The sequence below is a fragment of the Variovorax sp. OAS795 genome, assembly GCF_040546685.1.
GTDB lineage: Bacteria > Pseudomonadota > Gammaproteobacteria > Burkholderiales > Burkholderiaceae_C > Variovorax.
Window position 1 is genome coordinate 90,544 of the sequence record NZ_JBEPOH010000001.1, and the last position, 24,410, is coordinate 114,953.

The following is a 24,410-nucleotide window of genomic DNA, read 5'->3' on the forward strand; positions in this document are numbered from 1 at the left end:
TACTCCAGTTCAGCGCTCCGGTACGCGCTTCAGGTCTTCGAGCCAGACTTCCGCTTCCGAGTCGCTCGGCGCGCGCCAGTCGCCGCGCGGAGACAGCGAACCGCCCGAGCCCACCTTGGGCGCGTTCGGCACGCAGGACCGCTTGAACTGGCTGATCTTGAAGAAGCGGTAGAGGAAGGTGCCGAGATGGCGCTTGATGTCGGCCACCGCGTACTCGTTGCGCGCGGGCTGCAGGTCGTTCTCGGGCCAGCGTCCGCGCGTGCGGTCGCCCCAGGCCGCATGCGCGAGGAACGCCACCTTGGTCGGCCGGAACCCATAGCGCAGGATGTAGTAGAGATGGAAGTCCTGCAGTTCGTAGGGGCCGATCACGTCCTCGGTCCGCTGGCCAGGCTGCTTCGACGATTCGACGGCGGCGTCATCCTTCTTCGCGTCGTCGGGGATCAGCTCGGGGCTGACCTCGGTCTGGAGAATGTCGCGCAGCACCGCGCTGCCGTCGGCGCCCAGCACCTCAGTGGCGGCGACCCAATGCACCAGGTGCTTGATCAGCGTCTTGGGCACGCTCGCATTCACGTTGTAGTGCGACATGTGGTCGCCGACGCCGTAGGTGCACCAGCCCAGCGCCAGTTCGCTCAGGTCGCCGGTGCCGACCACGATGCCGTTGTGATGGTTCGCAAGCCGGAACAGGTGGCTGGTGCGCTCGCCGGCCTGCACGTTCTCGAAGGTGATGTCGTACTGCGGCACGCCCTGGCCGAACGGATGGCCGAGGTCTTCGAGCATCTGGCGGCAGCTCGGACGGATGTCGATCTCGCGCGCCGTGCAGCCGATGCTGGTCATGAGCCGGTGTGCCTGCGCCAGGGTCCGTCCGCTGGTCGCGAAGCCCGGCATCGTGAAGCCGAGGATGTTGGCGCGCGGCAGGCCGAGGCGGTCCATGGCCTGCGCGCAGACCAGCAGCGCGTGCGTCGAATCGAGCCCGCCCGAGACGCCGATCACCAGCTTGTCGATGCGGCTGGCCTCGAGCCGCTGCACCAGCGACTGCACCTGGATGTTGAACACCTCGCCGCAGCGCTCGTCGCGCCGCGCCGGGTCCGACGGCACATAGGGAAAGCGCTCCACCGTGCGCAGCAGGCCGCGAGGCACCTGGCGCGGCGGCGCCAGGTCGAACTCGACGGTGCGCCAGCTCGCCAGCACGCTCTTGTGCTTCTGCACAGAGGTGCCGAAGCTGTTCTGCCGCATGCGCTCGCGCGACAGGCGCTCCAGGTCGACATCGGCCGCGATCACGTGCGAGCGGTTGCTGAAGCGTTCGCTCTCGGCCAGCATGTCGCCGCTCTCGCAGATCAGCGCCTGCCCGTCCCAGGCCAGGTCGGTGGTCGATTCGCCGATGCCGGCCGACGAATAGAGATAGGCCGCGAGGCAGCGCGCCGACTGCAGGCTGACCAGCCGATGCCGGTAGTCCGCCTTGCCGATCGTGATGTTGGAGGCCGAGAGATTGACCAGCACCGTGGCGCCGGCCAGCGCGGCGTAGCTCGAAGGCGGAATCGGCACCCACACGTCTTCGCAGATTTCCACGTGCAGCTTGAACAGGGGCATCTGCCGCGACTGGAACAGGAGCTCGGCGCCGAAGGGCACGCGCTCGCCGCCAATCTCGATCTCGGTGGAGAGCGCGGTGTCGGCACCGTTGAACTGGCGGCCTTCGTAGAACTCGCCGTAGTTGGGCAGGTAGGTCTTGGGCAGCACGCCCAGCACGCGGCCGCCCGCGACCACGGCGGCGCAGTTGAAGAGGCGGTGGTCCACGCGCAGCGGCAGGCCCACGATGGCCACGGCACCGGTGTCCTGCGAGGCCGCGGCAACGTCGAGCAGCGCGCGCTCGCAGGCGTCGAGCAGCGCGGCCTGATGGAACAGGTCGTCGCAGGTGTAAGCCGAGAGGCCCAGCTCGGGAAAGGCGACCAGCATCGCGCCATCGGCCGCCGCCTCGCGGTACATGCGGATGGTTTCGGCGACGTTGAATACCGGATCGGCCACGCGGTTGCGCGGCACCGCCACGGCCAGCCGCGCGAATCCGTGGGTGTAGGGGTTGAGGAACTCGTGCTCGGTCATGAACCGGATTGTGGAGCAGCCGGCGCCAGCGGTCATGGCCGCGTGGCGCCGCGGCGCTCAGGCCAGCGGCCTTGGCCGCGGCCGGCGCGCATGCCGCTAGAGCGACAGCAGGCGCTGGAAGAACGAGCGATAGCGTCGCAAGGCCAGGCGCAGGTTCTCGGTCGAGGCCTGGTCGCCGCCGTCCGTACCACCATCGAGCGCATTGCGTTCGCTCGAAAAGGTCTTGGACAGGTCGTCCAGGACCTGGCGGACCAGTTGGTCGGCCTGCCGCACCGCCTGCTTCGGATCGTCGACGAAGCCGATCTGCACGGCATCCCAGCTGGCGCGGAAGTCCCGCGCCGCATCGTGCGAGAAAAGCGGCTCCAGGGACTCGTCTTCACTCCTGGCCGGCGCCCTTGCCTCGGACATGGGACGCTGGTCCAGCGCCTCCGGCGACCTCGTCTCGGGCATGGGGCGTGGGTCCAGGTCGTCCGGCGCCATGGCACGGTCCCGGGTCGATTCGCGATTCAGATTCATGATCGGACCTCCACCGGCCGTGCCGGCATTCTTTCCCTTTGGCCTTCCCTCACCTCGAGCAGGTCATCGAACAGGGCGCGGTAGTGCACCAGCGCCTTGCGCAATTCCTCGGTATCGGCTTCGCCGCGCAGGTTGCGCGATCGGATCTGCTGTGCCGCGCGGTAGTTGCTCACCACGGCGGGATGGTCCACGGAGATGTCGGCCGCCCGGCGCTCGAAGTCGCCCATCGGGTAGCCGCGCTTCTGCATCAGCTCGCGCACCAGCTCGTCCGCCTGTGCCACCGCCCCCTGGGGGTTGTCGACGAACTCGGCCTGCAGGCTGTTCCAGGCCTTGCTGAATCGGGCGCCTTCGCCCGGTGCGAGCGGCACGATGCGCAGGCCCTCGACGCGCTGCTGGCGCCGCTTGAGTTCGGCCTCGGCCTTCGAGCGGTTGCCCAGCTCCTTGACGAGGCGGCCGTACTCCGGGCCGAAGCGCTCCTCGAGTTGCCGGGACTGTCGTTTTCGCTGAGCCAGGACGACGGCCAGCGCGACCAGCACGAGGATCACGACCACCGCCAGGACCATCAAAGTCTGCGTGTTGACGGCATCCATACGCGTTTCCCTTCGATCGAACGCACCCGTGGTCCGCCGCGGTCGGCGGGGCATCGCGGGTGGCTCTGAAGGAATGCTGTTCCGGCGCGCGCGCCAGGCCAGTCGTGGAAGGGAGATTCAGCTGTGGGAGGCAACCTACATTGCTTGCGCGCACGGCTGCCCGCGCGCCGGCTCAGCCGTTCACCAGGCCGTCCACTTGGCTTCGCTGGCCGCGGAGGCCACCGTGCGCTCGATGAAACGCACGCCCCGCGCGCCGTCTTCCACGCCCGGGTAGTCGGCTTCGAGCGCATTGGCTGCAAGGCCCGCGAGGCGCGCGCGGATGTCGGCCGCCACGCCGCCGTAGATGTTGGCAAAGGCCTCGATGAAGCCTTCGGGGTGCCCCGCGGGCAGCCGGCTCGCGCGCTGCGCCGATTCGCACAGCCATGGCGAGCCGCGGGTGAGGATGCGCTTGGGTCCGTCGTGCGGCAGGTGCAGCAGCTCGCTCGGCCGCTCCTGGCGCCATTCGAGCGTGCCCAGCGCGCCGGAGATGCGCAGGCGCAGGTCGTTCTCCAGCCCGGTATTGATCTGCGAGGCGATCAGCACGCCGCGCGCACCGCCCCTGAAGCGCAGGAGCAGGCTGCCGTCGTCGTCGAGCATGCGGCCCGGCACCAGTGCGCTCAGGTCGGCGCAGAGGCTTTCGATCTCCAGGCCGGTGACGCTCGCGACGAGGTTCTCGGCATGCGAGCCGATGTCGCCGATGGCGCCGGCCGCGCCGCTGCGCGCGGGGTCGGTGCGCCAGTCGGCCTGCTTGTTGCCGGCGTCCTCGAGCTGGCTCGCGAGCCAGCCCTGGTTGTATTCGACCACCACCTTGCGCAGCTCGCCGAGCTGGCCCGAGCGGACCATCTCGCGCGCCTGCCGCACCATCGGGTAGCCGGTGTAGTTGTAGGTGACGCCGAACACCGTGCCCTGCCTTGCCACGGTGGCCACCAGCGCCTCGGCCTGCGCGCGGGTGTGCACCAGCGGCTTGTCGCACACGACGTGGAAGCCCGCCTCGGCAAACGCCTGGGCGACCGGAAAGTGCACATGGTTGGGCGTGACGATCGAGACGAAGTCGATGCGCTCTTCGGCCGGGCGCTTCAGCTCGTCGGCGAGGAGCGACTGCCAGTCGCCATGGTTGCGGTCGTCCGCCATCCCGAGGTCGCGGCCCGAGGCACGCGCCTTCCCGGGGCTCGACGACAGCGCGCCGGCCACGAGTTCGATCTGCCCGTCGAGCGCCATGGCCTTGCGGTGCACGGCGCCGATGAAGGCGTCGCGCCCGCCGCCGACCATGGCGCAGCGGAGCTTGCGAAGAGGGTGATCAGTCATCGATAAAAAATTCCTGGAAACTGTCTCCTGGAAACTGCCCCCTCTCCCCAAGGGGAGAGGGAGCAAGACAGCTCAGAACGGCGAGTTCGGGTGGTAGAAATCCTTCGCGTTCTCCTTGGTGATCAGCACCGACGGAATGATCGTGGTCGCGGGCAGCTTCTCGCCCTTCAGGCGTGCCTCGGCCGTGAGCTTGATCGCGTCGTAGATGAACTTGGGCGAGTAGCTCACGTCGGCGCCGATGCGCTTGTCCTTGCCGTCCATGATGCTCTTGACCATCCCCTTGGCGCCCGCGCCGCCGAAGACGATCTTGATGTCGTCGCGCTTGGCCTGCTCGATGGCCTTGAGCACGCCCACGGCCATGTCGTCGTCGGCGGCCCAGATGGCGTCGATGTTCTTGAAGCGCGTGAGGTAGTCCTGCGTGACCTTGAAGGCGTCGTCGCGGTTCCAGTTGGCGTACTTGGCGTCGAGCAGCTTGATGTCCGGGTGGTTCTTGAGCACGGCGTTGAAGGCGTCCATGCGCTCGTTGTCCAGCGTGGTGGCGATGCCGCGCAGCGCGACCACGTTGCCCTTGCCGCCGAGCTGCTTGGCGATGTACTCGGCCGGGATGCGGCCGAATGCGGTGTTGTCGCCGGCCACGTAGGCATCCTGCGCGCTGGTGTCGGTGAGGCCGCGGTCGACCACGGTCACGTAGGCGCCCTTGGCTTTCACCTGCGCCACCGGCTTGGTCAGCGCGGCCGATTCGAACGGAAACACGACCAGCGCGTTGATCTTGGTGACGGTCGAGAGGTCCTGCAGCTGGTTCGCCTGCTCGGGCGCGTTGGCTGCGGTCTTGATCGTGATCTTCAGGTCCTTGTGTTCCTTCTCCAGGTCCTTCTTCGCCTGGTTGGCCCAGTAGTTGATGCCGCCCATGAAGCTGTGCGTGGCCGCGGGAATCGAAACGCCGAGGTTCACCTTCTCGGCCGCGAAGGCCGGCAGGCTCGCGAACGCCGCGGCCGCCACGGCCGTGAGTGCGATGCGACGTGTGAAGCTGGTCATGCTGGATGTCTCCTTGTGGTTGATGGAACGAAAACGGGAACGCACTAGCGCCGCCCTCGCTGGAGGAACGCGACGATGATGATCACGAAGCCCTGCACCGCGGCGTTGAGGTACACGCTGATGATGCTGGTGAGGTTCAGGATGTTGCTGATGACCGAGAGCAGGATCGCGCCCACCACGGTGCCGGTGATGCTGCCCGCGCCGCCCTTCAGTGCCGTGCCGCCGACGATCACCGCGGCAATGGCCTCCAGCTCCCACAGCAGGCCGGTGGTGGGCGAGGCCGAGCCGAGGCGCGGCACGTAGAGCAGCGTGGCAATGCCCACGCACACGCCGAGCAGCACGTAGGTGAGGATCTTCACGCGATCGACGTCCACGGCGGCGTAGCGCGCCACCTGCTCGTTCGATCCGATGGCCTGCACGTAGCGCCCGTAGGCCGTGCGGTTCAGGATGACGCCGCCGATGATCGCGACGATCACGAACACCCACACCGGCACCGGAATGCCGGCAAGGCTCGCGTAGTAGACCGGCGCATAGAGGTCGGACAAATCGTTGTCGAGCGTGAGCGCGCCGCCGTCGGCAAAGTACGTGAGGTAGGCGCGGAAGATGCCGAGCGTGCCCAGCGTCACGATGAAGGGCTCGATGCGCCCCTTGGTGATCAGGAGGCCGTGCGCCAGCCCGAACAGCGCGCCCAGCACCACCGCGAGCACCGCGCCCATCACCACCGCCATCAGCGGCGAACCCGAGGCGGGCCCCGCCCAGTTGATGAACATGATCACGCTGCCCGCGATCAGCGCCGCCATCGAGCCCACCGACAGGTCGATGCCGCCCGAGATGATGACGAAGCACATGCCGACCGCGATGATGCCGATGAACGCGGTGCGCGTGAGCACGTTCATCGCGTTGTCGACGGTGGCGAAGTCGCTGTTCAGCAGCGTGCCTGCGATGCACAGCAGCACGAGGCCGATCACGGGTCCGAGGCCGTGCAGGCGCTCGGTCCAGCGCGGCTTGTTCTCGCCGCGGTGTTGCGCGCCTTCAGGCTGCGGCGCGGGTGTCTGCTGTTCCGGTGGCATGAGCGATCAGCTCCTCTTCAGTCAAGTGGTCGGCGTTGAGCGTGGCGACGAGGCGTCCCGCACGCATGACCGCCACGCGGTGGCAAAGGCCGATGAGTTCCATCAGCTCCGATGAGACGACGATCACCGCGAGCCCTTCGCGGGCGAGTCGCTGGATCAGGAAATAGATGTCGCGCTTGGCGCCGATGTCGACGCCGCGCGTGGGTTCGTCGAGCACCACCACCTTCGGCGTGGGCTGCAGCACCTTGGCGAGCGCGAGCTTCTGCTGGTTGCCGCCCGAGAGAGACGAGGCCCTGACGTCGAGCGAGCCGGTGCGGATGCCGTAGTCCTTCACGGCCTCGGCCAGCGCGCCGCGTTCGGCCTCGGGTTGGAGCCAGGGCTTCGCATAGCGCTCGAGCGCCATCAGCGTGAGGTTCTGCCGCAGCCCGAAGTCCACGTGCAGGCCCTTGCCCTTGCGGTCTTCGCTGAGGTAGGTGAGGCCGTGCTTCGCGGCATCGCGCGGATTGCGCCAACCGGTCTGGTGCGGCACCGCCTTGCCGAGCATCTCGACCTGGCCGCTGGCGGGCCTGAGGCCCAGGAGCCCTTCGAACAGTTCGGTGCGGCCCGCGCCGACGAGGCCCGCGAAGCCGAGGATCTCACCGGGGCGCACCTCGAAGCCGACGTCGTGCGCCCATCCGGGCACGCTGAAGTTGCGCACGCGCATGGCGGGCGCATCGGCGGCCACCACCACGTCGCGCGGCGGGTACAGGTCGGCCAGCTCGCGGCCGACCATGAGGTTGGCCATCTGGTGGCGCGTGACCTCGGGCGTGGGGGCACGCGCCACGAAGCGGCCGTCGCGCATCACGATCACCTCGTCGGTCACCTGCTCCACCTCGTCGAGCTTGTGCGAGATGTAGACGATGGTCACGCCGTCGGCGCGCAGCTGCGCGATGAGCTTGAAGAGCCGCTCGGTCTCGCCTGGCGTGAGCGTGGCGGTGGGCTCGTCCATGATGAGCAGGCGCGCGTTGCGTGCAATGGCCTTGGCGATTTCGACCAGCTGCTTCTCGGCGACGATGAGCCGCCGCACCTTGGTGCGCGGATCGACCTGCAGTCCGACGGCGGCGAGCGCAGCCGCGGCATCGCGCTCCATCGACGCATCGTCGAGCAGCCAGCCTTTCTTCTTCTCGTGGCCGAGGAAGATGTTCTGCGCCACGCTCAGGTCTTCGGCAAGATTGAATTCCTGGTGGATCAGCACGATGCCCAATGCCTCGGCGTCGCGCGAGCTCGCGAACTGCTGCGGCTGGCCGTTGATGCGCAGCGTGCCGCCGGTGAGCGATTCGTAGCCTGCAAGGATCTTCATCAGCGTCGACTTGCCCGCGCCGTTCTCGCCGAGCAGGCCATAGACGCGGCCCGGCGCCAGCGCGAAGCTCACGCCGTGCAGCACCTGCACCGGGCCGAAGGCCTTCACCACGCCGTCGAATTCGACTGCGACGCTTCCCTTGGTTGCTGCTTGTGCCGTCATGGCGCGACCCCGCGGACTTTGAGTGTTTCGTGCATCGCGAGCACGCCGGCGCCGATCAGCCCGCCCTGCACGCCCAGCGGCGTGTACTGGATTTCCAGGTGCCGCGTGGAGAGCGCGAGCGAGCGCTGGTAGACGCTCTGCCGCACGGCCGCAAGAAAGAGCGGACCGATGCGCGTGATGCCGCCGCCGATGAACACGTGCGACGGATTGAAGAAATTCACCACCGAGGCGAGCATCTGGCCGATGAGGTTGCCGGCGCGCTGGATGATGCCGTTGGCCGCCGTGTCGCCGGCGCGGCTCGCCTGGCCCACGTCGACGGCATCGATGCGGCCGTGCACGCGCAGGCATTCGGCGAGCATGGCGCTTTCGCCGGCCTCGGCCGCCTGCACCGCCATGCGCGTGATGGCCGGCCCCGCGGCCATGGCCTCCACGCAGCCGACATTGCCGCAATGGCAGCGCGGGCCTTCCTGGTCGACGCAGATGTGGCCCACGTCGCCGGCCGAACCGGCCGCACCGCGGTAGACCTCGCCATGGCACACGATGCCGCAGCCGATGCCGGTGCCGATCTTGATCACCAGGAAGTTGTTGAGCGAGCGCTTCAGCCGCCAGAGCTCGCCGAGCGCCATCAGGTTCACGTCGTTGTCGACGAACACCGGCGCGGCATAGTCTTCGCGGAGGTAGTCGCGGATCGAGAAGCTGTCCCAGGCCGGCATCAGCGGCGGATTCACGAGCTGGCCGATCTCGAAGTTGACCGGGCCCGGCACGCCGATGCCGATGCCGAGCACCTGCCTGGCGCCGCTCTGGCAGCGCCCGAGCAATTCGCGCATCAGCACGCGCACGCGGGCCAGCACCACCGCCGGGCCCTCGCGCACGTCGGCGGGTTCCTCGTGCTGGGCGAGCACCGTGAGGTCGGGCCGCATCACTGCGACATCGAGGCTGGTGGCGCCGATGTCGATGCCCACGAGCACGCCGAGGCCGGCATGGAACTGGAGGTTTTCTGCGCGCCGTCCGCCCGATGAGCGCTGCAGCCCGGCTTCGGCCAGCAGGCCCTGGTCGACAAGGCCGGCGATCAGCGCATTGGCCTTGCTCTTGGAAAAGCCGAGCTGCTCGGCCATGGCATGGCGCGATCCGCCGGCCGACCAGAAGGTGGTCTCCAGCAACCGCATTTCGTCCGCAGTGATGCCACTCCAGGGTGCCACGCGCCTTGTCTCCGATATTCTTTTGTGTCCGCCACCTGCCACGGTGCCTATCGTGGCGGAATGCGAATACTAGGTGCGCAGCTTCAGCCGGACAAGGCCGAACTTCGACCAAGTTCAGTTCAAAGCCTTGCTGCCGTGCGGAGTCCGGACGCAAAAAAGCCGCCCTCGGGCGGCCTTTCTGTTGCGAGAGCGCTGGGGCTCTTGCGCTTACTTCTTCTGGCGGTACTTGCGCAGTGCCGCGATCTGGGCGGCCATGACGGCCAGCTCGGATTGCGCCATGGCGATGTCGATGTCGCTCTTGGCGTTCTTGAGCGCTTCCTCGGCAGCCGCCTTGGCCTTGGCGGCCTTCTCGTCGTCGAGGTCCTTGCCGCGGATGGCGGTGTCGGACAGCACGGTGACGGCGTTGGGCTGCACTTCGAGGATGCCGCCGGCCACGAAGACGAACTCTTCGCCGCCGTCGGCCGTCTCGATGCGCACCGCACCGGGACGGATGCGCGTGATCAGCGGGGTGTGGCGCGGATAGATGCCGAGCTCACCGGCTTCACCGGGCAGCGCGACGAACCTGGCTTCGCCCGAGAAGATCGACTCTTCCGCGCTGACCACGTCCACATGAATGGTGTTTGCCATCTTTTTTCCTTTGCCGTTCTATGGAGAACATCGGAAAGCAAGCAGCCGGGCGTCTGGTGAGGCGCCGCGCGCAGCCGTACAGAAGTACGGCGAGCACGGCAACCAAGCCAGGCGGTCGGCCGCGCCGCTTTACGCGACCTTCTTGGCCTTTTCGAACGCTTCGTCGATGCTGCCCACCATGTAGAACGCTTGTTCCGGCAGGTGGTCGGCTTCGCCGTTCACGATCATCTTGAAACCGCGGATGGTTTCGGACAGCGGCACGTACTTGCCGGGCGAACCCGTGAACACTTCGGCCACGTGGAACGGCTGCGACAGGAAGCGCTGGATCTTGCGGGCGCGGGCCACGGCCAGCTTGTCTTCCGGTGCGAGTTCGTCCATGCCCAGAATCGCGATGATGTCGCGCAGTTCCTTGTAGCGCTGCAGCGTGCCTTGCACGGCGCGGGCCACGTTGTAGTGCTCTTCGCCGACCACGTTGGGGTCGAGCTGACGCGAGGTCGAGTCGAGCGGGTCCACGGCGGGGTAGATACCGAGCGAAGCGATGTCGCGCGACAGCACCACGGTGGAGTCCAGGTGGGCGAAGGTGGTGGCGGGCGACGGGTCGGTCAAGTCGTCGGCCGGCACGTATACGGCCTGGATCGAGGTGATCGAGCCGACCTTGGTCGACGTGATCCGCTCTTGCAGGCGGCCCATTTCCTCGGCCAGCGTCGGCTGGTAGCCCACGGCGGAAGGCATGCGGCCCAGCAGCGCCGACACTTCGGTACCGGCCAGCGTGTAGCGGTAGATGTTGTCCACGAAGAACAGCACGTCGCGGCCTTCGTCGCGGAACGACTCGGCGATGGTCAGGCCCGTGAGCGCCACGCGCAGGCGGTTGCCCGGGGGTTCGTTCATCTGGCCGTAGACCATGGCCACCTTCGACTCGGGGAGGTTGTCCAGGTTCACCACGCCGGAATCGGCCATCTCGTGATAGAAGTCGTTGCCTTCGCGGGTACGTTCACCCACACCGGCGAACACCGACAGGCCCGAGTGAGCCTTGGCGATGTTGTTGATGAGTTCCATCATGTTCACGGTCTTGCCCACGCCGGCGCCGCCGAACAGGCCCACCTTGCCGCCCTTGGCGAACGGGCACACCAGGTCGATCACCTTGATGCCGGTTTCCAGCAGGTCTTGCGAAGGCGACAGTTCGTCGTACGCGGGGGCCTTGCGGTGGATCGATGCGGTGAGGTCCTGGCTCACTTCGCCGCGCTCGTCGATCGGACGGCCGAGCACGTCCATGATGCGGCCGAGCGTGGCCTTGCCGACGGGCACCGTGATGGGCGCGCCGGTGTTCGTCACGATGAGTCCGCGGCGCAGGCCGTCGGACGAGCCGAGTGCAATGGTGCGCACCACGCCGTCGCCAAGCTGCTGCTGGACTTCGAGGGTCAGCCCGCCGCCTTCGAATTTCAAGGCGTCATACACCTTGGGCATCTGGTCACGCGGGAACTCCACGTCGACCACGGCGCCGATACATTGGACGATCTTGCCTTGCGCTGCGTTTGCTTGAGCCATGTCTGCTCCGATAAAAATTGTTTGTAGGGGGAAGACCGTGAAACTGGCTTACACGCCCGCGGCTGCCGCCGCGCCCGAGACGATCTCGGAGAGTTCCTTGGTGATGCCTGCCTGGCGGGTCTTGTTGTAGACCAGCTTGAGCTCGTTGATCACGTTGCCCGCGTTGTCCGTTGCCGCCTTCATGGCCACCATGCGCGCCGAGTGCTCGGACGCCATGTTCTCGGCCACGGCCTGGTAGACCAGCGACTCCACGTAGCGCACCAGCAGTTCGTCGATCACGCTCTGCGCATCGGGTTCGTAGATGTAGTCCCACGAATGATGGCCTTCCTCGACCTGCAGCGAGTCCGCGGCCAGCGGCAGCAGCTGCTCGACGAGCGGCTCCTGCTTGATCGTGTTGATGAACTTGGTGTAGCACAGGTACACGGCCGAGAGCTTGCCTTCGGCATAGGCGTCGAGCAGCGTCTTGACCGGCCCGATGAGCTTGTCCAGGTGCGGCGTGTCGCCCAGGTGGGTGACGTGCGCCACCACGCGTGCGCCGATGCGGTTCAGGAACCCGAAGCCCTTGTTGCCGATGGCGACCGATTCGATGGCGATGCCCGCGTTCTGCGCCTCCCGCAGCTTGCCGGTGACGGCGCGCAGCAGGTTGGTGTTCAAGCCGCCGCACAGGCCCTTGTCGCTCGTGACGATGATGAAGCCGATGGCCTTGGCATCGTTCTTCTTCATGAACGCGTGGGTGTACTCGGGGTTCGCCTTGCCGAGGTTGGCCGCAATGTTGCGGATCTTCTCGCTGTAGGGGCGGGCGGCACGCATGCGCTCTTGCGCCTTGCGCATCTTGGAAACCGAGACCATTTCCATGGCCTTGGTGATCTTCTTGGTGTTTTCCACCGATTTGATCTTGCCGCGGATTTCCTTACCAGCTGCCATATGAACTCCTTCTTGCGTCGGTCAAGGGGTCGATCAGGCGAACGACTTCTTGAACGAGGTGGCGGCTGCCAGCAGTTCGGCTTCGGCGTCCTGGCAAACCTTCTTGAAGGCTTGCTTCTCGGCGCTGTCGTCCGGCTTGGCGGGCTTCACGTCCCACTTGGCGCCATTTTTTTCCATGGTCTCGAGCAGGGCAGCGTGGCTCGACTTCAGCAGCTGGTGGAAGCCGTGTTCGAACGCGAGCACCTTCTTGACCTCGATGTCGTCCATGAAGCCCTTGTTCACTGCGAACAGCGTGGCATTCATCAGCGAGATCGGCAGCGGGCTGTACTGGGTCTGCTTGAGCAGTTCCGTCACGCGCGCGCCACGGTCGAGTTGCTTGCGGGTCGCTTCGTCCAGGTCGGAAGCGAACTGCGCGAACGCAGCCAGTTCACGGTACTGGGCCAGGTCGGTACGGATACCGCCCGACTGGTTCTTGATCAGGTTGGTCTGCGCCGACGAACCCACGCGCGACACCGAAATACCGGCGTTGATGGCGGGGCGGATGCCGGCGTTGAACAGGCTGGTTTCCAGGAAGATCTGGCCGTCGGTGATCGAGATCACGTTGGTCGGAACGAAGGCGGACACGTCGCCGGCTTGCGTTTCGATGATCGGCAGCGCGGTAAGCGAACCGGTCTTGCCCTTGACGGCGCCTTTGGTGAAGGCTTCGACATAGTCGGCGTTCACGCGGGCTGCGCGTTCGAGCAGGCGGCTGTGGAGATAGAACACGTCGCCGGGGTAGGCTTCGCGGCCTGGCGGGCGGCGCAGCAGCAGCGAGACCTGGCGGTAGGCCACGGCTTGCTTGGACAGGTCGTCATAGACGATGAGCGCGTCTTCGCCGCGGTCGCGGAAGTATTCGCCCATCGTGCAGCCCGAGTAGGCCGACACGTACTGCATGGCCGCCGATTCGGAGGCCGATGCCGCCACGACGATGGTGTAGTCCATCGCGCCGGCTTGTTCGAGCGAGCGCACCACGTTCTTGATCGACGAAGCCTTCTGGCCGATCGCAACGTAGACGCAGGTCATGTTCTGACCCTTCTGGTTGATGATCGCGTCGATCGCCACGGCGGTCTTGCCGGTCTGGCGGTCGCCGATGATCAGCTCGCGCTGGCCACGGCCGATCGGCACCATCGAGTCGATGGACTTGAGGCCGGTCTGCATCGGCTGGTCGACGGACTTCCGTGCGATCACGCCGGGAGCGACCTTCTCGATCACGTCGGTCATCTTGGCGTTGATGGGGCCCTTGCCGTCGATCGGCTGGCCCAGGGCGTTCACCACGCGGCCGATGAGCTCGGGACCGACGGGCACTTCCAGGATGCGGCCCGTGCACTTCACGGTGTCGCCTTCGGAGATGTGCTCGTACTCGCCCAGAATCACGGCGCCGACGGAGTCGCGCTCGAGGTTCAGCGCGAGGCCGAACGACGGCGTGCCGTCAGCCGTGGGCGGGAACTCGAGCATTTCGCCCTGCATTGCATCGGACAGGCCGTGCACGCGCACGATGCCGTCGGTCACCGAGACCACGGTGCCCTCGTTGCGGATGTTGGCGCTGACCCCGAGGCCCTCGATGCGGCTCTTGATCAGTTCGGAAATTTCTGCGGGATTGAGTTGCATGACTCTTTCCTTCTTTCTTTGAGGCTACAAGTAGAGGGCTGAAGACCGTCAGGCCGCCAGCGCAACTTTCATTTGTTCGAGGCGCGCTTTGACGGAGGTGTCGAGCACCTCGTCACCGACCACCACACGGATGCCGCCGATCAGATCCGGCTCTTGCTGGACCGTGACCTGCAGCTTGCGGCCGAAACGCTTTTCGAGCGCGGCAGCCACATTGGCCAGGGCCGCGGCATCGATGGGAAAGGCGCTGTAGACCACGGCGTCGGACGAGCCGCTCTTCGCGTTGGCCAGTGCCCGGAACTGCTTCGCAATTTCCGGCAGCACCGTGAAACGTCCGTTGTCCAGGAGCGCACCCAGGAAGTTCTGGGCGTGGGCGGTCAGCGGTGCACCGAATGCACCGGCGATCACGCCGAGAACCTGTTCGGCCGTGGCCTTGGGGTTGTCGGCGAATTGCCGGAGCTCCGGACTGGCCGCGATGGCGGCCACCTGGTCGAGCCAGGCGCTGGTTCCGGCGACGTCGGACGACGACGCCTTGAAAAGCGCCTCGGCGTAGGGACGTGCGATGGTGGCGAGTTCTGCCATGGCTTCTATCAGAGTTCGGTCTGCAGGCGGGCGAGCAAATCGGCGTGGACGCCCGCATTCACTTCCTTGCGCAGGATCTGCTCTGCGCCCTTGACGGCCAGTGCGGCAACCTGTTCGCGCAATGCTTCGCGCGCCTTCAGTGCCTGCTGGTCGGCTTCGACGCGTGCCGCAGCAACGATCTTGTTGCCTTCTTCGGTCGCGCGGGCCTTGGCCTCTTCAACGATGGCCTGGGCGCGACGTTCGGCGTCGGCAAGACGTTGCGCGGACTCGTTGCGTGCCTGGCCGAGTTCGGCTTCCACGCGCTTGTTGGCGGCGGACAGCTCGGACTTGGCCTTGTCGGCTGCAGCGAGGCCTTCGGCGATCTTCGCGGCGCGGTCGTCCAGCGCCTTGGCGATCGGCGGCCACACGAACTTCATCGTGAACCCGACCAGGATCAGGAACACGATCATCTGAACGATCAGGGTACCGGTAATGCTCACTTTTCACCCTCTCTTTGGGATTGAATGCGACACCATTCCGCGAAGGGGAACGACGTCACGGGTCCGACGAGAAAGACTTACTTCGGCAGGTTGGCGATCTGCGCCAGGAACGGGTTGGCCGTTGCGAACCACAGCGCGATACCGGTGCCGATAATGAAAGCGGCGTCGATCAGACCGGCCAGCAGGAACATCTTGGTTTGAAGTTCACCCATGAGTTCGGGCTGACGTGCGGCCGACTCGAGGTACTTGCTGCCCATGATGCCGATGCCGATACATGCGCCCACAGCGCCCAGACCGATGATCAGGCACGGCGGCCAGTGCAACAAAGCTAATAACTTCCATGATGACTCCTAGAGGACTTTGGTTGAAGAGAAAACAAAAAACAAAAACGAAACCGAACGATCAGTGGTGATCGTGAGCCTGGCCGATGTAGACCAGCGCCAGCATCATGAACACGAAGGCTTGCAGCGTGATGATCAGGATGTGGAAGATGGCCCAGGCCGTGCCCGCGACGATGTGGCCGATGGCCAGGCCGATGCCGGTGGCCGACAGCGACCAGGCACCGCCCATGAGGGCGATCAGCAGGAAGATCAGTTCGCCGGCATACATGTTGCCGAACAGCCGCATGCCGTGCGAGACGGTCTTGGCGACGAACTCGATCATCTGCATGGCGAAGTTGAACGGATACAGCGCCCAGTGATTGCCGAACGGCGCGGTGAAGAGCTCGTGCACCCAGCCGCCGAAACCCTTGATCTTGATGTTGTAGTACAGGCACACCAGCAGCACGGCAACCGACATGCCCATGGTCACCGAGAGGTCGGCCGTCGGCACGACGCGCAGGTAGGCGTGGTGCGGGTCTGCGCCGGCGATGCCGAAGATCTTGGCCCAGATGGCCGGGAACAGGTCGACCGGGAACAGGTCCATTGCGTTCAGCAGGAAGATCCACACGAAGATGGTGAGCGCGAGCGGAGCGACGAACTTGCGGCTGGTGGCGTTGTGCACGATGCCCTTGGCTTGCTGGTCGACCATTTCGACCAGCAGCTCGACGGCCGCCTGGAAACGTCCCGGAACGCCCGCGGTCGCCTTGCGGGCCGCCAGCCAGAGCAGCCAGCAACCCAGGGCGCCGAGTGCTATCGAGAAGAAGAGCGAGTCGAAATTGAAAACCGAAAAGTCGGCAACACCTGCGGGCTTGGAGCTTTGCAGGTGCGTCAAGTGGTGAATGATGTATTCACCCGCGGTCTGACCATGTTCCGCAGCGTTTTCAGCAGCCATTCAGTTACTCGTCTCTATGTTGCCGGCGCCGGGGCGAGAACATCACCGCCAACCAGGCCGCCTTCATTGTCACCACCAAGCCGACCAGCATTGCGGGCCAGCTCAGCGCCGTTATCAGCATTGGCGCCGCGAACAACATCGCGAGCGACAACGCCATCTTGACCATTTCCCAGAGGAAGAACCCGACCACCGCAGTGCCCGGATTCAAGGAAGAAAACCGGCCGGTCAACCCCCGTGCGAATACCGCGGCAGGAATGACCACCGCGATCGCACCGTAAGCGGCGGACCAACCCAGATTTTGCCTCCCCGTCAGTCCCCAGGCGGCCAAAGCCACCAGCAGACCGACAACCAACTGCCCCGCGATGACCCGCCAAGGGGAAATCGAGGGATGCCTTGCACGCAGTTCACTCGCCTCATCGGCGGTCAACGGCTTGAATTCCGTGTCGAGGTCCTCCGCGACCCTCTCATCTTTTCGGGCGATTGTTTTCATTTCGAATGAAGCCCGGTGACGACCCAGAATTTCTACAAAGCCATTGGATTATAAGTAAAAACCCAGCCCGTCCGGCCACTTGCACTGTCACCGTTGCAAATCGGGGCCGCGCGGGCTGACGAGAACCCGACTCGGCGCGCACAACCATAATTCCGGCATGCACCCTCTCACTGCCGCACTTCCCTCCACACCCTGCTATCTCGACGGCGAATACACCGCCGTCAAGGACGCCAAGGTCAGCGTGCTCGACCGTGGCTTCATTTTCGGCGACGGCGTCTACGAGGTCGTCCCCGCCTATGGCGGCCAGCCCTTCTGCTTCGAAGAACACATGGCGCGGCTCGATCGATCGCTGGCCGAGCTGCAGATCGCCAATCCGCTCACGCTCGACGAGTGGCGGGGCATCGTGATGCGTTTGATCGGGCCGGGCGGCGCTGCACCGCAGGCGGTCTACTTCCAGGTGACGCGCGGCGTTGCGCCGCGCGACCACGCGATGGTCAAGGGGCTCCGGCCCACCGTCTTCGTGATGGTGAATCCGCTGCCGCCGGTGGCCGATGCGGTGCGCGCCCAGGGCGTGGGCTGCGTGACGGCAGACGACTTCCGCTGGCAGAAGGCCCACATCAAGAGCACCAGCCTGCTGGGCGCCGTGCTTGCGCGGCAGATCAGTGTCGAGGCCGGCGCAGCCGAGACCGTGATGTTCCGCGGCGACTGGCTCAGCGAGGCTTCGTCGAGCAATGTGTGGATCGTGAAGGACGGCGTACTGATCGGCCCGCCCAAGGACAACCTGGTGCTCACCGGCATCCGCTACGGCCTGCTCGAGCGCCTGTGCCAGGAGCGCGGCATTCCGTTTGCGCTGCGGCGCGTGTCGCGCGACGAAGTGTTCGGCGCCGACGAACTGATCCTGTCCTCGGCCAGCAAGGAAGTGCTGCCCGTCGCCACGCTCGACGGCAAGGCCATTGGGAATGGCCGGCCCGGCCCCATCTACGAGAGCTTGTATGCGGCCTATCAGGAGGCCAAGCAACGCAACGCTGAGAAGCAAGGAGCCCCGGCATGACCGAGAACACCACCGACCCCGTCACCACGCCCATTCCCGATCCGCGCAAGGAATCGCTGATCGAATATCCCTCGCAGTTCCCGATCAAGGTCATGGGCGTGAAGGCCGACGGCTTCGTGCATGCGATCACGCAGATCGCCGAGCGCTTCGATCCCGCCTTCGACGCGACCACGGTCGAGCTGCGCGACAGCAAGGCCGGCAACTACCTGGGCGTGACCATCACGGTGACGGCCACCAGCCGCGAGCAGCTCGACGATCTCTATCGCGCCCTGTCGGCCCACCCGTCGGTCAAGGTGGTGCTCTGAGCGAGCCCCGATGACCGTGGCCGAGCAACCGACGGGCACCGCCATGGAACTGCGCTGGCTGGGCCGCGTCGGCTATGCCGAGACCTTTGCGGCCATGAAGCAGTTCACGCTCGACCGGCTGCCGGAAACGCCCGACGCGCTATGGATGTGCGAGCACGCGCCCGTGTTCACCCAAGGGCTCGCGGGCAAGCAGGACCACATCCTGAACCCCGGCGACATTCCCGTGGTGCAGACCGACCGCGGCGGGCAGGTCACCTTCCACGGCCCCGGCCAGGCGGTCGGCTATCCGCTGGTCGACCTGCGACGGGCCGGCTACTACGTGAAGGAATACGTCTACCGGATCGAGGAATCGGTGCTGCGCACGCTCGCGCACTTCGGCGTGACGGGCCATCGCGTGCCAGGCGCGCCGGGCATCTACGTGCGGCTGGACGATCCGTTCTCGCATGCCGCGCTGACCGGCCCGCTGCCCGCCGGCGACCCGTTCCGCGGGCTCGGCAAGATCGCCGCACTGGGCATCAAGGTGAGCCGCCACGCCACCTACCACGGCGTGGCCCTCAACGTCGCGATGGACCTCGAACCCTTCTCGCGAATCAACCCATGTGGGTATGCGGGGCTGCAAACGGTCGATCTTTCTACAATCGGGGTCCAAACCACATGGGAAGACGCTGCCCGGGTCCTGAGCCAGAAGCTCACCACCTACCTGGCGCCTTAGCATCCAATGAGCTCTACCGAAGTCGTCCGGGACGCACAAAGCGCCGAAAACTACAATCCGCTGGCCAAGCAGAAGGCCGCGGCCAAGCTGTCGCGCATCCCCGTCAAGGTGGTTCAGGGCGAGGTGCTCAAGAAGCCCGAGTGGATCCGCGTGAAGGCCGGCAGCCCCACCACCCGCTTCTACGAGATCAAGCAGATCCTGCGCGAGAGCAACCTGCACACGGTCTGCGAGGAAGCCTCGTGCCCGAACATCGGCGAGTGCTTCGGCAACGGCACGGCCACCTTCATGATCATGGGCGACAAGTGCACGCGGCGCTGCCCGTTCTGCGACGTGGGCCATGGCCGCCCCGACCCGCTCGACAAGGACGAGCCGCTGAACCTGGCCAAGACCATCGCCAAGCTGCGCCTGAAGTACGTGGTGATCACCAGCGTCGACCGCGACGACCTGCGCGATGGCGGCAGCCAGCATTTCGTCGACTGCATCACCCACATCCGCGAGCTCTCGCCGATGACGCAGATCGAGATCCTGGTGCCCGACTTCCGCGGCCGCGACGACCGCGCGCTCGAGATCCTCAAGGCCGCGCCGCCCGACGTGATGAACCACAACCTGGAAACCGCGCCGCGCCTGTACAAGGAAGCGCGCCCCGGCAGCGACTACCAGTTCAGCCTCAACCTGCTGAAGAAGTTCAAGGCGCTGCACCCCGCCGTGCCGACCAAGAGCGGCATCATGGTGGGCCTGGGCGAAACCGACGAAGAGATCCTGCAGGTGATGCGCGACATGCGCGCGCACGGCATCGACATGCTGACCATCGGCCAGTACCTGTCGCCGTCGGGCTCGCACCTGCCTGTGCGCCGCTACGTTCACCCCGACACCTTCAAGATGTTCGAGGAAGAGGCCTACAAGATGGGCTTCAGCCACGCCGCCGTGGGCGCGATGGTGCGCTCCAGCTACCACGCCGACCAGCAGGCGCACGCCGCCGGCGTCTGAGCCGCGGGGCCGCGGCCGCCGCCGGGCCGTCGCGTGCAGCTCACCCGGTGCGGCCCTTCTTCGCTATCCTTTCGGCTGGCCAAGACGAAGGATCGATTTTGCAAACGCACCCTGCCATCCAAGCCGCGATGGAAAGCGAGTTCGGCGCCATTGCCGATCTGGTTCGCCTCCATGCGCAACACACGCCCGATCGCGCCGCGCTCGCGGATGCGCATCACACCTTGACCTACCGCGCGCTCGACGCGCTGATGGACCGCATCGCGGCCAGCCTGCAGCGGGACGGGCTCGGGCCCGGCGACGCCATTGCGGTTTGCGCGTCGTCCTCGGTGAACTACGCGGCGGTGTTCCTGGGCGCCCTGCGCGCCGGCCTCGCGGTCGCGCCGCTCGCGCCCGGCTCCACGCCCGCCAGTCTGGCCCGCATGATCGAGGATGCCGACGCGCGCATTCTCTTCACCGACGCTTCGGCGGCCGAGGTTGTCGGCCCCGCAAAGGAAGGCGGCATTGCGCGCGTGGCGCTCGACGGCTCCGCCGCCGGGCAGAGCCTCGAGGACTGGCTGGCGCCCGTGGGCGCGCAGCCCCGCGCCGTCGACACGCAGCCTTCGTGGCCCTTCAACATCATCTATTCCTCGGGCACCACCGGCGAGCCCAAGGGCATCGTGCAGGGGCACGGCATGCGCTGGGCCCATGTGCAGCGCGGCGCCAAGTACGGCTACGGCCCCGACACCGTCACGCTGCTGTCGACGCCGCTGTATTCGAACACCACGCTGGTGGTGTTCTTCCCCACCATCGCCTTCGGCGGCTGCGTGGTGCTGATGCCGAAGTTCGACGCGCTGGGCTACCTGCAACTGGCCGAGCGGCACCGCGTGACGCACACCATGCTGGTGCCGGTGCAGTACCAGCGCCTGATGGCGCATCCGCGCTTCGATGCGCACGACCTCTCGTCGTCCCGCTTCAAGTTCAGCACCAGCGCGCCCTTCAATGCCGCGCTCAAGGCCGACGTGCTCGCGCGCTGGCCCGGCGGGCTGATCGAGTTCTACGGCATGACGGAAGGCGGCGGAACCTGCATCCTCGAAGCCCACCTGCATCCCGGCAAGCTGCACACGGTGGGCAGCCCGGCCGAGGGCAGCGACATCCGGCTCATCGACGAGGAAGGCCGCGAGATTCCGCGCGGCGACACCGAGCAGGCGGGCGAGGTGGTGGGCCATTCGGCCGGCATGATGACCGGCTACCACCGCCAGCCCGCCAAGACACGCGAGGCCGAATGGTTCGATGCGAGCGGCAAGCGCTTCATCCGCACCGGGGACGTCGGCCGCTTCGATGCCGACGGCTTCCTGACCCTGTTCGACCGCAAGAAGGACATGATCATCAGCGGCGGCTTCAACATCTATCCGAGCGACCTGGAGACCGTGCTGCGGGGCCATGCCGCCGTGGCCGATGTCGCGGTGGTCGGCGTGCCCTCGGAGCAATGGGGCGAGACGCCGGTGGCCTTCGTGGTGCGGCGCGAAGGCGACGGCACCACCGAAGAGGCCCTGCTGCAATGGACCAACGCGCAGCTCGGCAAGACGCAGCGCCTCGCGCGCCTGCACTTCATCGACGAGCTGCCACGCAGCGCGATCGGCAAGGTCCTGAAGCGCGAGCTGCGTGACCTCGTCGGCCGCTGAACCATCGGCCGCAGCGCCGTCCGAAGAGGGCGGAGGCAACGGGTTGCTGTGGCTGCTGGCCGCCGTCGCGGTGGTGTTCGCCTTCCTGCGCCCGCGCGCGCCCATGGACTGGCTCCAGTTGGTCGACTGGCAAACGGTGGGCGCCCTCACGGGCCTGCTCGCCATCACCCAGGGCGTGGAAAAAAGCGGCATGCTGCAGGCCGCGGCGCAGCGCCTGCTCGCGCGCACGCACAGCCAGCGCAGCCTCGCGCTGCTGCTGACCGCGTGTGCCGCGCTGCTCTCCGCGCTGGTGACCAACGACGTGAGCCTGTTCCTGCTGGTGCCACTCACGCGCGTGCTCGCCAACCAGGCGCACCTGCCGCTCGCGCGGCTCGTGGTGCTCGAGGCGCTGGCCGTCAACGCGGGCTCCGCCCTCACGCCCATCGGCAATCCGCAGAACCTGTATCTCTGGCACCGTTCAGGCGAGAGCTTTGCCGCCTTCATGGGGATGATGTTGCCGACCGTCGCGGTGATGCTGTTCTGGCTCTTCGCGGCGGCCTGGCTGCTGGTGCCGCGCACGCCGATCGCGCTCAAGCCCGAGGCCGAAACCTCACCGGTGCAGCCGCGCCTGCTGGCGCTGGCGGGCGTGCTGTTCATCGGCTTCGTGGTCGCGCTCGACCGGCACTGGCTGCTGGCGGGCCTGGGCGTGGTATTGGCCGTGTTCCTCGTGACCTATCCGCGCGTGCTGCGCGGCATCGACTGGGCCCTGCTCGCGATCATCGCGCTGATGTTCGTGGACCTGCGGCAGCTGGCCGAACTGCCCGCCATCGTGGCGCTGCTGAACCATTGGCCGATCACCGAGGGATGGCGCGCCTACCTGGCCGCCATCGTGGCCTCGCAATTCATCAGCAACGTGCCGGCCGCGATCCTGCTCGACGGCCATGTGCGCGACCTGCCGGCGCTGGCCGCCGGCGTGAGCGTGGGCGGCTTCGGCTGCGTGCTGGGCTCGCTGGCCAATCTGATCGCGTTGCGGCTTGCCAGGGTGCCGCACGGACTGCGCGAGTTCCACCGCATCAGCATTCCCTTCCTGCTGGTGTGCGCGGCGTCGGCGTTGCCGCTGCGGCTGGGATGACAGCCGATCCGCACAGCCTGTCGCTGCGCGACTACGGCGCCTCGCGCGGCAGCCATGCGCACGATCACTTCCAGGTGCTGATCGGCCTGGCCGGGGTGCTCGACCTCGAAGTGGAAGGCCGCGGCGCGCGCATCGGCGCGGGAGATGCGCAGGTCGTGATGCCCTGCGACCGGCACGACTTCGAAGCGCGCGACGGCAGCCGCTGCCTCGTGCTCGATACCACCCATCCGGCGTGGGCACGCTGTGCCGTGCATGCGCCCGCCGATGCATCTCGGCTGCGGGCCCTCGCGCAATACCTCGCGCAGTGCGCGCAGCAGCCGGACGCTTCCGTGTTGACACTGCAGCACGGCCCCGCGCTGTTGCTCGAAGCCTGGAGCGCGGGCACGCCGGTCCCTACGCGGGGCCGCCGCATCGACTGGACCGCGCTCGCCGCCTGGGCCCGCGCCCGCTGGCACGAGCCGCTGGGCGTTGCCGAGCTTGCACGCGTCGCCTGCCTGAGCCCAGGCCAGTTTGCGCAGCGCTGCCGCGACGAGCAGGGCGTGAGCGCGATGCACTGGCTGCGCATGCTGCGTCTCGCCCATGCGCGCGAGTTGCGCCTCGCCGGCATGGGCGTGGCGGAGACGGCGCGCCGCACCGGCTACCGCTCGCCCTCCGCGCTCACGGCGGCGTTGCGCAGGATCGGCGGCCAGGCAGCGACACCGGCGCCGCGCGACGATCCGCCGGCGTCCTGCGACGACGGCGCCGCTTAAGCTCGGTGCGATGTCGCCCACGCTCCTTGCCCTTGCCGCCATCGCGCTGTGGGCCACGCTCGCCTCGCTCGGCACCGCGCTGTCGCACCTGCCGCCGTTCCTGCTGACCGGGCTCGCACTGATCATCGGCAGCATCCCGAGCTGGCCGCTGGTGCTGCGCGACCGCAGCGCCTGGCGCGTGCCGCGGCGCACGCTGGCCCTGGGCATCTATGGCCTGTTCGGTTTCCACTTCCTGCTGTTCATCGCGCTGCGGCACGCCCCGCCGGTGGAAGCCAACCTGGTCAACTACCTGTGGCCGCTGTTGATGGTGGTGCTGGCGCCGGCCCTGCTGCCGGGCCTGTCGCTGCGGCCGCTGCACCTGGCGGCCGCCTTGCTGGGTTTCGCGGGCGCGGCGATCGCGATCCTCGGGGCGCGCGAGGGCGCGGTTTCGGTCCCCGGCGGCCCGGCCTGGGGCTTCGTGCCGGCGCTGGGCTCGGCCTTCATCTGGGCCAGCTACTCGCTCTGGACGAAACGCGTGGCGTCGTTCCCGACCTCGGCGATCGGCCTCTTCGGCTTGGTCTCGGGCGTGTTGTCGCTCGCCTGCCATGCACTGCTCGAGCCTTCGGCCGTGCTGTCCGCGAAAGACTGGCTGCTGGTCGCGCTCTGCGGCCTCGGTCCGCTCGGCGCGGCTTTCTTCGTCTGGGACATGGCGCTCAAGCGCGGCGATGCGCGGCAGATCGGCATCCTGAGCTATCTCACGCCGCTGGGCTCCACCGCGCTGCTGCTGGCCGTGACCGGGCGCCCGCTCACCTGGAGCATCGCGCTGGCGGCGGCGCTGATTGTCTTGGCCGCGGTGATGGGCACACGCGCGCGCTGAGGAATAGGTCCGCGTCCGACGAGACCGGCGCCTCGTTTGTGGCTAGAGTGGAGCCTTCGGAAACAA

Annotated in this window: 24 protein-coding genes and 1 pseudogene; 8 read left to right on the forward strand and 17 right to left on the reverse strand. The window is 66.9% G+C overall.

Going from position 1 to position 24,410, the window contains the following annotated elements; genetic code table 11:
• Positions 1-9: 9 nt before the first annotated feature.
• The 17 genes and pseudogenes from ABID97_RS00405 to ABID97_RS00485 all read right to left on the reverse strand — a co-directional run bounded on the left by ABID97_RS00405 (position 10) and on the right by ABID97_RS00485 (position 16,912).
• A complete protein-coding gene (locus ABID97_RS00405; protein WP_354396633.1) occupies positions 10-2,094 on the reverse strand; it encodes an NAD(+) synthase in 2,085 nt (694 codons plus the stop codon).
• Positions 2,095-2,190: 96 nt separating this feature from the next.
• Positions 2,191-2,610 carry a hypothetical protein gene (locus ABID97_RS00410; RefSeq protein WP_354396634.1) on the reverse strand — a complete coding sequence of 140 codons (420 nt, stop codon included), beginning with the start codon at positions 2,608-2,610 and terminating at the stop codon, positions 2,191-2,193.
• Positions 2,607-3,200, reverse strand: coding sequence for a hypothetical protein (locus tag ABID97_RS00415; RefSeq protein WP_354396635.1), 594 nt, complete (start codon positions 3,198-3,200; stop codon positions 2,607-2,609). Before ABID97_RS00415 ends, ABID97_RS00410 begins: the two co-directional genes overlap by 4 nt.
• A gap of 180 nt (positions 3,201-3,380) precedes the next feature.
• Positions 3,381-4,544: a Gfo/Idh/MocA family protein gene (locus ABID97_RS00420; protein ID WP_354396636.1), complete on the reverse strand. Its 1,164-nt coding sequence runs from the start codon at positions 4,542-4,544 to the stop codon at positions 3,381-3,383.
• A gap of 72 nt (positions 4,545-4,616) precedes the next feature.
• A complete protein-coding gene (locus ABID97_RS00425) occupies positions 4,617-5,579 on the reverse strand; it encodes a substrate-binding domain-containing protein (protein ID WP_354396637.1) in 963 nt (320 codons plus the stop codon).
• A gap of 44 nt (positions 5,580-5,623) precedes the next feature.
• Complete coding sequence (locus ABID97_RS00430; protein WP_354396638.1) at positions 5,624-6,649, reverse strand: ABC transporter permease; 1,026 nt, start codon at positions 6,647-6,649, stop codon at positions 5,624-5,626.
• The gene (locus ABID97_RS00435; RefSeq protein ID WP_354396639.1) at positions 6,612-8,150 is read right to left on the reverse strand and encodes a sugar ABC transporter ATP-binding protein; all 1,539 of its coding nucleotides are present in this window, start codon (positions 8,148-8,150) and stop codon (positions 6,612-6,614) included. Before ABID97_RS00435 ends, ABID97_RS00430 begins: the two co-directional genes overlap by 38 nt.
• The gene (locus ABID97_RS00440; RefSeq protein ID WP_354401629.1) at positions 8,147-9,316 is read right to left on the reverse strand and encodes an ROK family protein; all 1,170 of its coding nucleotides are present in this window, start codon (positions 9,314-9,316) and stop codon (positions 8,147-8,149) included. Before ABID97_RS00440 ends, ABID97_RS00435 begins: the two co-directional genes overlap by 4 nt.
• Before the next feature lie 240 nt (positions 9,317-9,556).
• Positions 9,557-9,976: a F0F1 ATP synthase subunit epsilon gene (locus ABID97_RS00445; protein WP_354396640.1), complete on the reverse strand. Its 420-nt coding sequence runs from the start codon at positions 9,974-9,976 to the stop codon at positions 9,557-9,559.
• Positions 9,977-10,105: 129 nt separating this feature from the next.
• On the reverse strand, positions 10,106-11,521 hold the full coding sequence (atpD, locus tag ABID97_RS00450; RefSeq protein WP_354396641.1) for a F0F1 ATP synthase subunit beta: 1,416 nt from the start codon (positions 11,519-11,521) through the stop codon (positions 10,106-10,108).
• Positions 11,522-11,569: 48 nt separating this feature from the next.
• Complete coding sequence (gene atpG, locus ABID97_RS00455; RefSeq protein ID WP_354396642.1) at positions 11,570-12,445, reverse strand: F0F1 ATP synthase subunit gamma; 876 nt, start codon at positions 12,443-12,445, stop codon at positions 11,570-11,572.
• 33 nt (positions 12,446-12,478) lie between these two features.
• Positions 12,479-14,092 (reverse strand): F0F1 ATP synthase subunit alpha, encoded by a 1,614-nt coding sequence (gene atpA, locus ABID97_RS00460; protein ID WP_354396643.1) that lies wholly within the window; start codon positions 14,090-14,092, stop codon positions 12,479-12,481.
• A 48-nt stretch (positions 14,093-14,140) separates the two neighbouring features.
• Entirely contained in the window at positions 14,141-14,671 is a 531-nt protein-coding gene (locus ABID97_RS00465; RefSeq protein ID WP_354396644.1) for a F0F1 ATP synthase subunit delta, read from the reverse strand.
• Between the two features lie 8 nt (positions 14,672-14,679).
• Positions 14,680-15,150 carry a F0F1 ATP synthase subunit B gene (locus ABID97_RS00470; RefSeq protein WP_007830193.1) on the reverse strand — a complete coding sequence of 157 codons (471 nt, stop codon included), beginning with the start codon at positions 15,148-15,150 and terminating at the stop codon, positions 14,680-14,682.
• A gap of 77 nt (positions 15,151-15,227) precedes the next feature.
• A pseudogene (gene atpE, locus ABID97_RS00475) lies at positions 15,228-15,492 on the reverse strand (F0F1 ATP synthase subunit C).
• Positions 15,493-15,552: 60 nt separating this feature from the next.
• Positions 15,553-16,422 (reverse strand): F0F1 ATP synthase subunit A, encoded by an 870-nt coding sequence (atpB, locus tag ABID97_RS00480; RefSeq protein WP_354396645.1) that lies wholly within the window; start codon positions 16,420-16,422, stop codon positions 15,553-15,555.
• A gap of 4 nt (positions 16,423-16,426) precedes the next feature.
• Positions 16,427-16,912, reverse strand: coding sequence for an ATP synthase subunit I (locus tag ABID97_RS00485; RefSeq protein ID WP_354396646.1), 486 nt, complete (start codon positions 16,910-16,912; stop codon positions 16,427-16,429).
• 157 nt (positions 16,913-17,069) lie between these two features.
• Here ABID97_RS00485 and ABID97_RS00490 point away from each other — a divergent pair, with 157 nt between their 5' ends.
• From ABID97_RS00490 to ABID97_RS00525, 8 genes are all read left to right on the forward strand, one after another.
• The gene (locus ABID97_RS00490) at positions 17,070-17,963 is read left to right on the forward strand and encodes a D-amino acid aminotransferase (RefSeq protein ID WP_354396647.1); all 894 of its coding nucleotides are present in this window, start codon (positions 17,070-17,072) and stop codon (positions 17,961-17,963) included.
• Positions 17,960-18,268, forward strand: coding sequence for a YbeD family protein (locus tag ABID97_RS00495; RefSeq protein ID WP_354396648.1), 309 nt, complete (start codon positions 17,960-17,962; stop codon positions 18,266-18,268). The genes ABID97_RS00490 and ABID97_RS00495 overlap by 4 nt, the downstream gene beginning before the upstream one ends.
• 10 nt (positions 18,269-18,278) lie before the next feature.
• Positions 18,279-18,980, forward strand: a complete 702-nt coding sequence (gene lipB / locus ABID97_RS00500; protein WP_503012732.1) for a lipoyl(octanoyl) transferase LipB — start codon at positions 18,279-18,281, stop codon at positions 18,978-18,980.
• Between the two features lie 6 nt (positions 18,981-18,986).
• On the forward strand, positions 18,987-19,967 hold the full coding sequence (gene lipA, locus ABID97_RS00505) for a lipoyl synthase (protein ID WP_354396649.1): 981 nt from the start codon (positions 18,987-18,989) through the stop codon (positions 19,965-19,967).
• 128 nt (positions 19,968-20,095) lie between these two features.
• Positions 20,096-21,628: a class I adenylate-forming enzyme family protein gene (locus ABID97_RS00510; protein ID WP_354401631.1), complete on the forward strand. Its 1,533-nt coding sequence runs from the start codon at positions 20,096-20,098 to the stop codon at positions 21,626-21,628.
• Positions 21,609-22,739, forward strand: a complete 1,131-nt coding sequence (locus ABID97_RS00515; RefSeq protein WP_354396650.1) for an SLC13 family permease — start codon at positions 21,609-21,611, stop codon at positions 22,737-22,739. Before ABID97_RS00510 ends, ABID97_RS00515 begins: the two co-directional genes overlap by 20 nt.
• Positions 22,736-23,488, forward strand: coding sequence for an AraC family transcriptional regulator (locus tag ABID97_RS00520; protein WP_354396651.1), 753 nt, complete (start codon positions 22,736-22,738; stop codon positions 23,486-23,488). The genes ABID97_RS00515 and ABID97_RS00520 overlap by 4 nt, the downstream gene beginning before the upstream one ends.
• 10 nt (positions 23,489-23,498) lie before the next feature.
• Positions 23,499-24,344 (forward strand): DMT family transporter, encoded by an 846-nt coding sequence (locus ABID97_RS00525; RefSeq protein ID WP_354396652.1) that lies wholly within the window; start codon positions 23,499-23,501, stop codon positions 24,342-24,344.
• Positions 24,345-24,410 lie beyond the last annotated feature (66 nt).

What these genes read in the sequence shown, in the direction of transcription:
- ABID97_RS00405 (WP_354396633.1), bottom strand. Translation starts at nt 2,094, where the DNA reads ATGACCGAGCACGAGTTCCTCAACCCCTACACCCACGGATTCGCGCGG.
- ABID97_RS00410 (WP_354396634.1), bottom strand. Translation starts at nt 2,610, where the DNA reads ATGAATCTGAATCGCGAATCGACCCGGGACCGTGCCATGGCGCCGGAC.
- ABID97_RS00415 (WP_354396635.1), bottom strand. Translation starts at nt 3,200, where the DNA reads ATGGATGCCGTCAACACGCAGACTTTGATGGTCCTGGCGGTGGTCGTG.
- ABID97_RS00420 (WP_354396636.1), bottom strand. Translation starts at nt 4,544, where the DNA reads ATGACTGATCACCCTCTTCGCAAGCTCCGCTGCGCCATGGTCGGCGGC.
- ABID97_RS00425 (WP_354396637.1), bottom strand. Translation starts at nt 5,579, where the DNA reads ATGACCAGCTTCACACGTCGCATCGCACTCACGGCCGTGGCGGCCGCG.
- ABID97_RS00430 (WP_354396638.1), bottom strand. Translation starts at nt 6,649, where the DNA reads ATGCCACCGGAACAGCAGACACCCGCGCCGCAGCCTGAAGGCGCGCAA.
- ABID97_RS00435 (WP_354396639.1), bottom strand. Translation starts at nt 8,150, where the DNA reads ATGACGGCACAAGCAGCAACCAAGGGAAGCGTCGCAGTCGAATTCGAC.
- ABID97_RS00440 (WP_354401629.1), bottom strand. Translation starts at nt 9,316, where the DNA reads ATGCGGTTGCTGGAGACCACCTTCTGGTCGGCCGGCGGATCGCGCCAT.
- ABID97_RS00445 (WP_354396640.1), bottom strand. Translation starts at nt 9,976, where the DNA reads ATGGCAAACACCATTCATGTGGACGTGGTCAGCGCGGAAGAGTCGATC.
- atpD (WP_354396641.1), bottom strand. Translation starts at nt 11,521, where the DNA reads ATGGCTCAAGCAAACGCAGCGCAAGGCAAGATCGTCCAATGTATCGGC.
- atpG (WP_354396642.1), bottom strand. Translation starts at nt 12,445, where the DNA reads ATGGCAGCTGGTAAGGAAATCCGCGGCAAGATCAAATCGGTGGAAAAC.
- atpA (WP_354396643.1), bottom strand. Translation starts at nt 14,092, where the DNA reads ATGCAACTCAATCCCGCAGAAATTTCCGAACTGATCAAGAGCCGCATC.
- ABID97_RS00465 (WP_354396644.1), bottom strand. Translation starts at nt 14,671, where the DNA reads ATGGCAGAACTCGCCACCATCGCACGTCCCTACGCCGAGGCGCTTTTC.
- atpB (WP_354396645.1), bottom strand. Translation starts at nt 16,422, where the DNA reads ATGGCTGCTGAAAACGCTGCGGAACATGGTCAGACCGCGGGTGAATAC.
- ABID97_RS00485 (WP_354396646.1), bottom strand. Translation starts at nt 16,912, where the DNA reads ATGAAAACAATCGCCCGAAAAGATGAGAGGGTCGCGGAGGACCTCGAC.
- ABID97_RS00490 (WP_354396647.1), top strand. Translation starts at nt 17,070, where the DNA reads ATGCACCCTCTCACTGCCGCACTTCCCTCCACACCCTGCTATCTCGAC.
- ABID97_RS00495 (WP_354396648.1), top strand. Translation starts at nt 17,960, where the DNA reads ATGACCGAGAACACCACCGACCCCGTCACCACGCCCATTCCCGATCCG.
- lipB (WP_503012732.1), top strand. Translation starts at nt 18,279, where the DNA reads ATGACCGTGGCCGAGCAACCGACGGGCACCGCCATGGAACTGCGCTGG.
- lipA (WP_354396649.1), top strand. Translation starts at nt 18,987, where the DNA reads ATGAGCTCTACCGAAGTCGTCCGGGACGCACAAAGCGCCGAAAACTAC.
- ABID97_RS00510 (WP_354401631.1), top strand. Translation starts at nt 20,096, where the DNA reads ATGGAAAGCGAGTTCGGCGCCATTGCCGATCTGGTTCGCCTCCATGCG.
- ABID97_RS00520 (WP_354396651.1), top strand. Translation starts at nt 22,736, where the DNA reads ATGACAGCCGATCCGCACAGCCTGTCGCTGCGCGACTACGGCGCCTCG.
- ABID97_RS00525 (WP_354396652.1), top strand. Translation starts at nt 23,499, where the DNA reads ATGTCGCCCACGCTCCTTGCCCTTGCCGCCATCGCGCTGTGGGCCACG.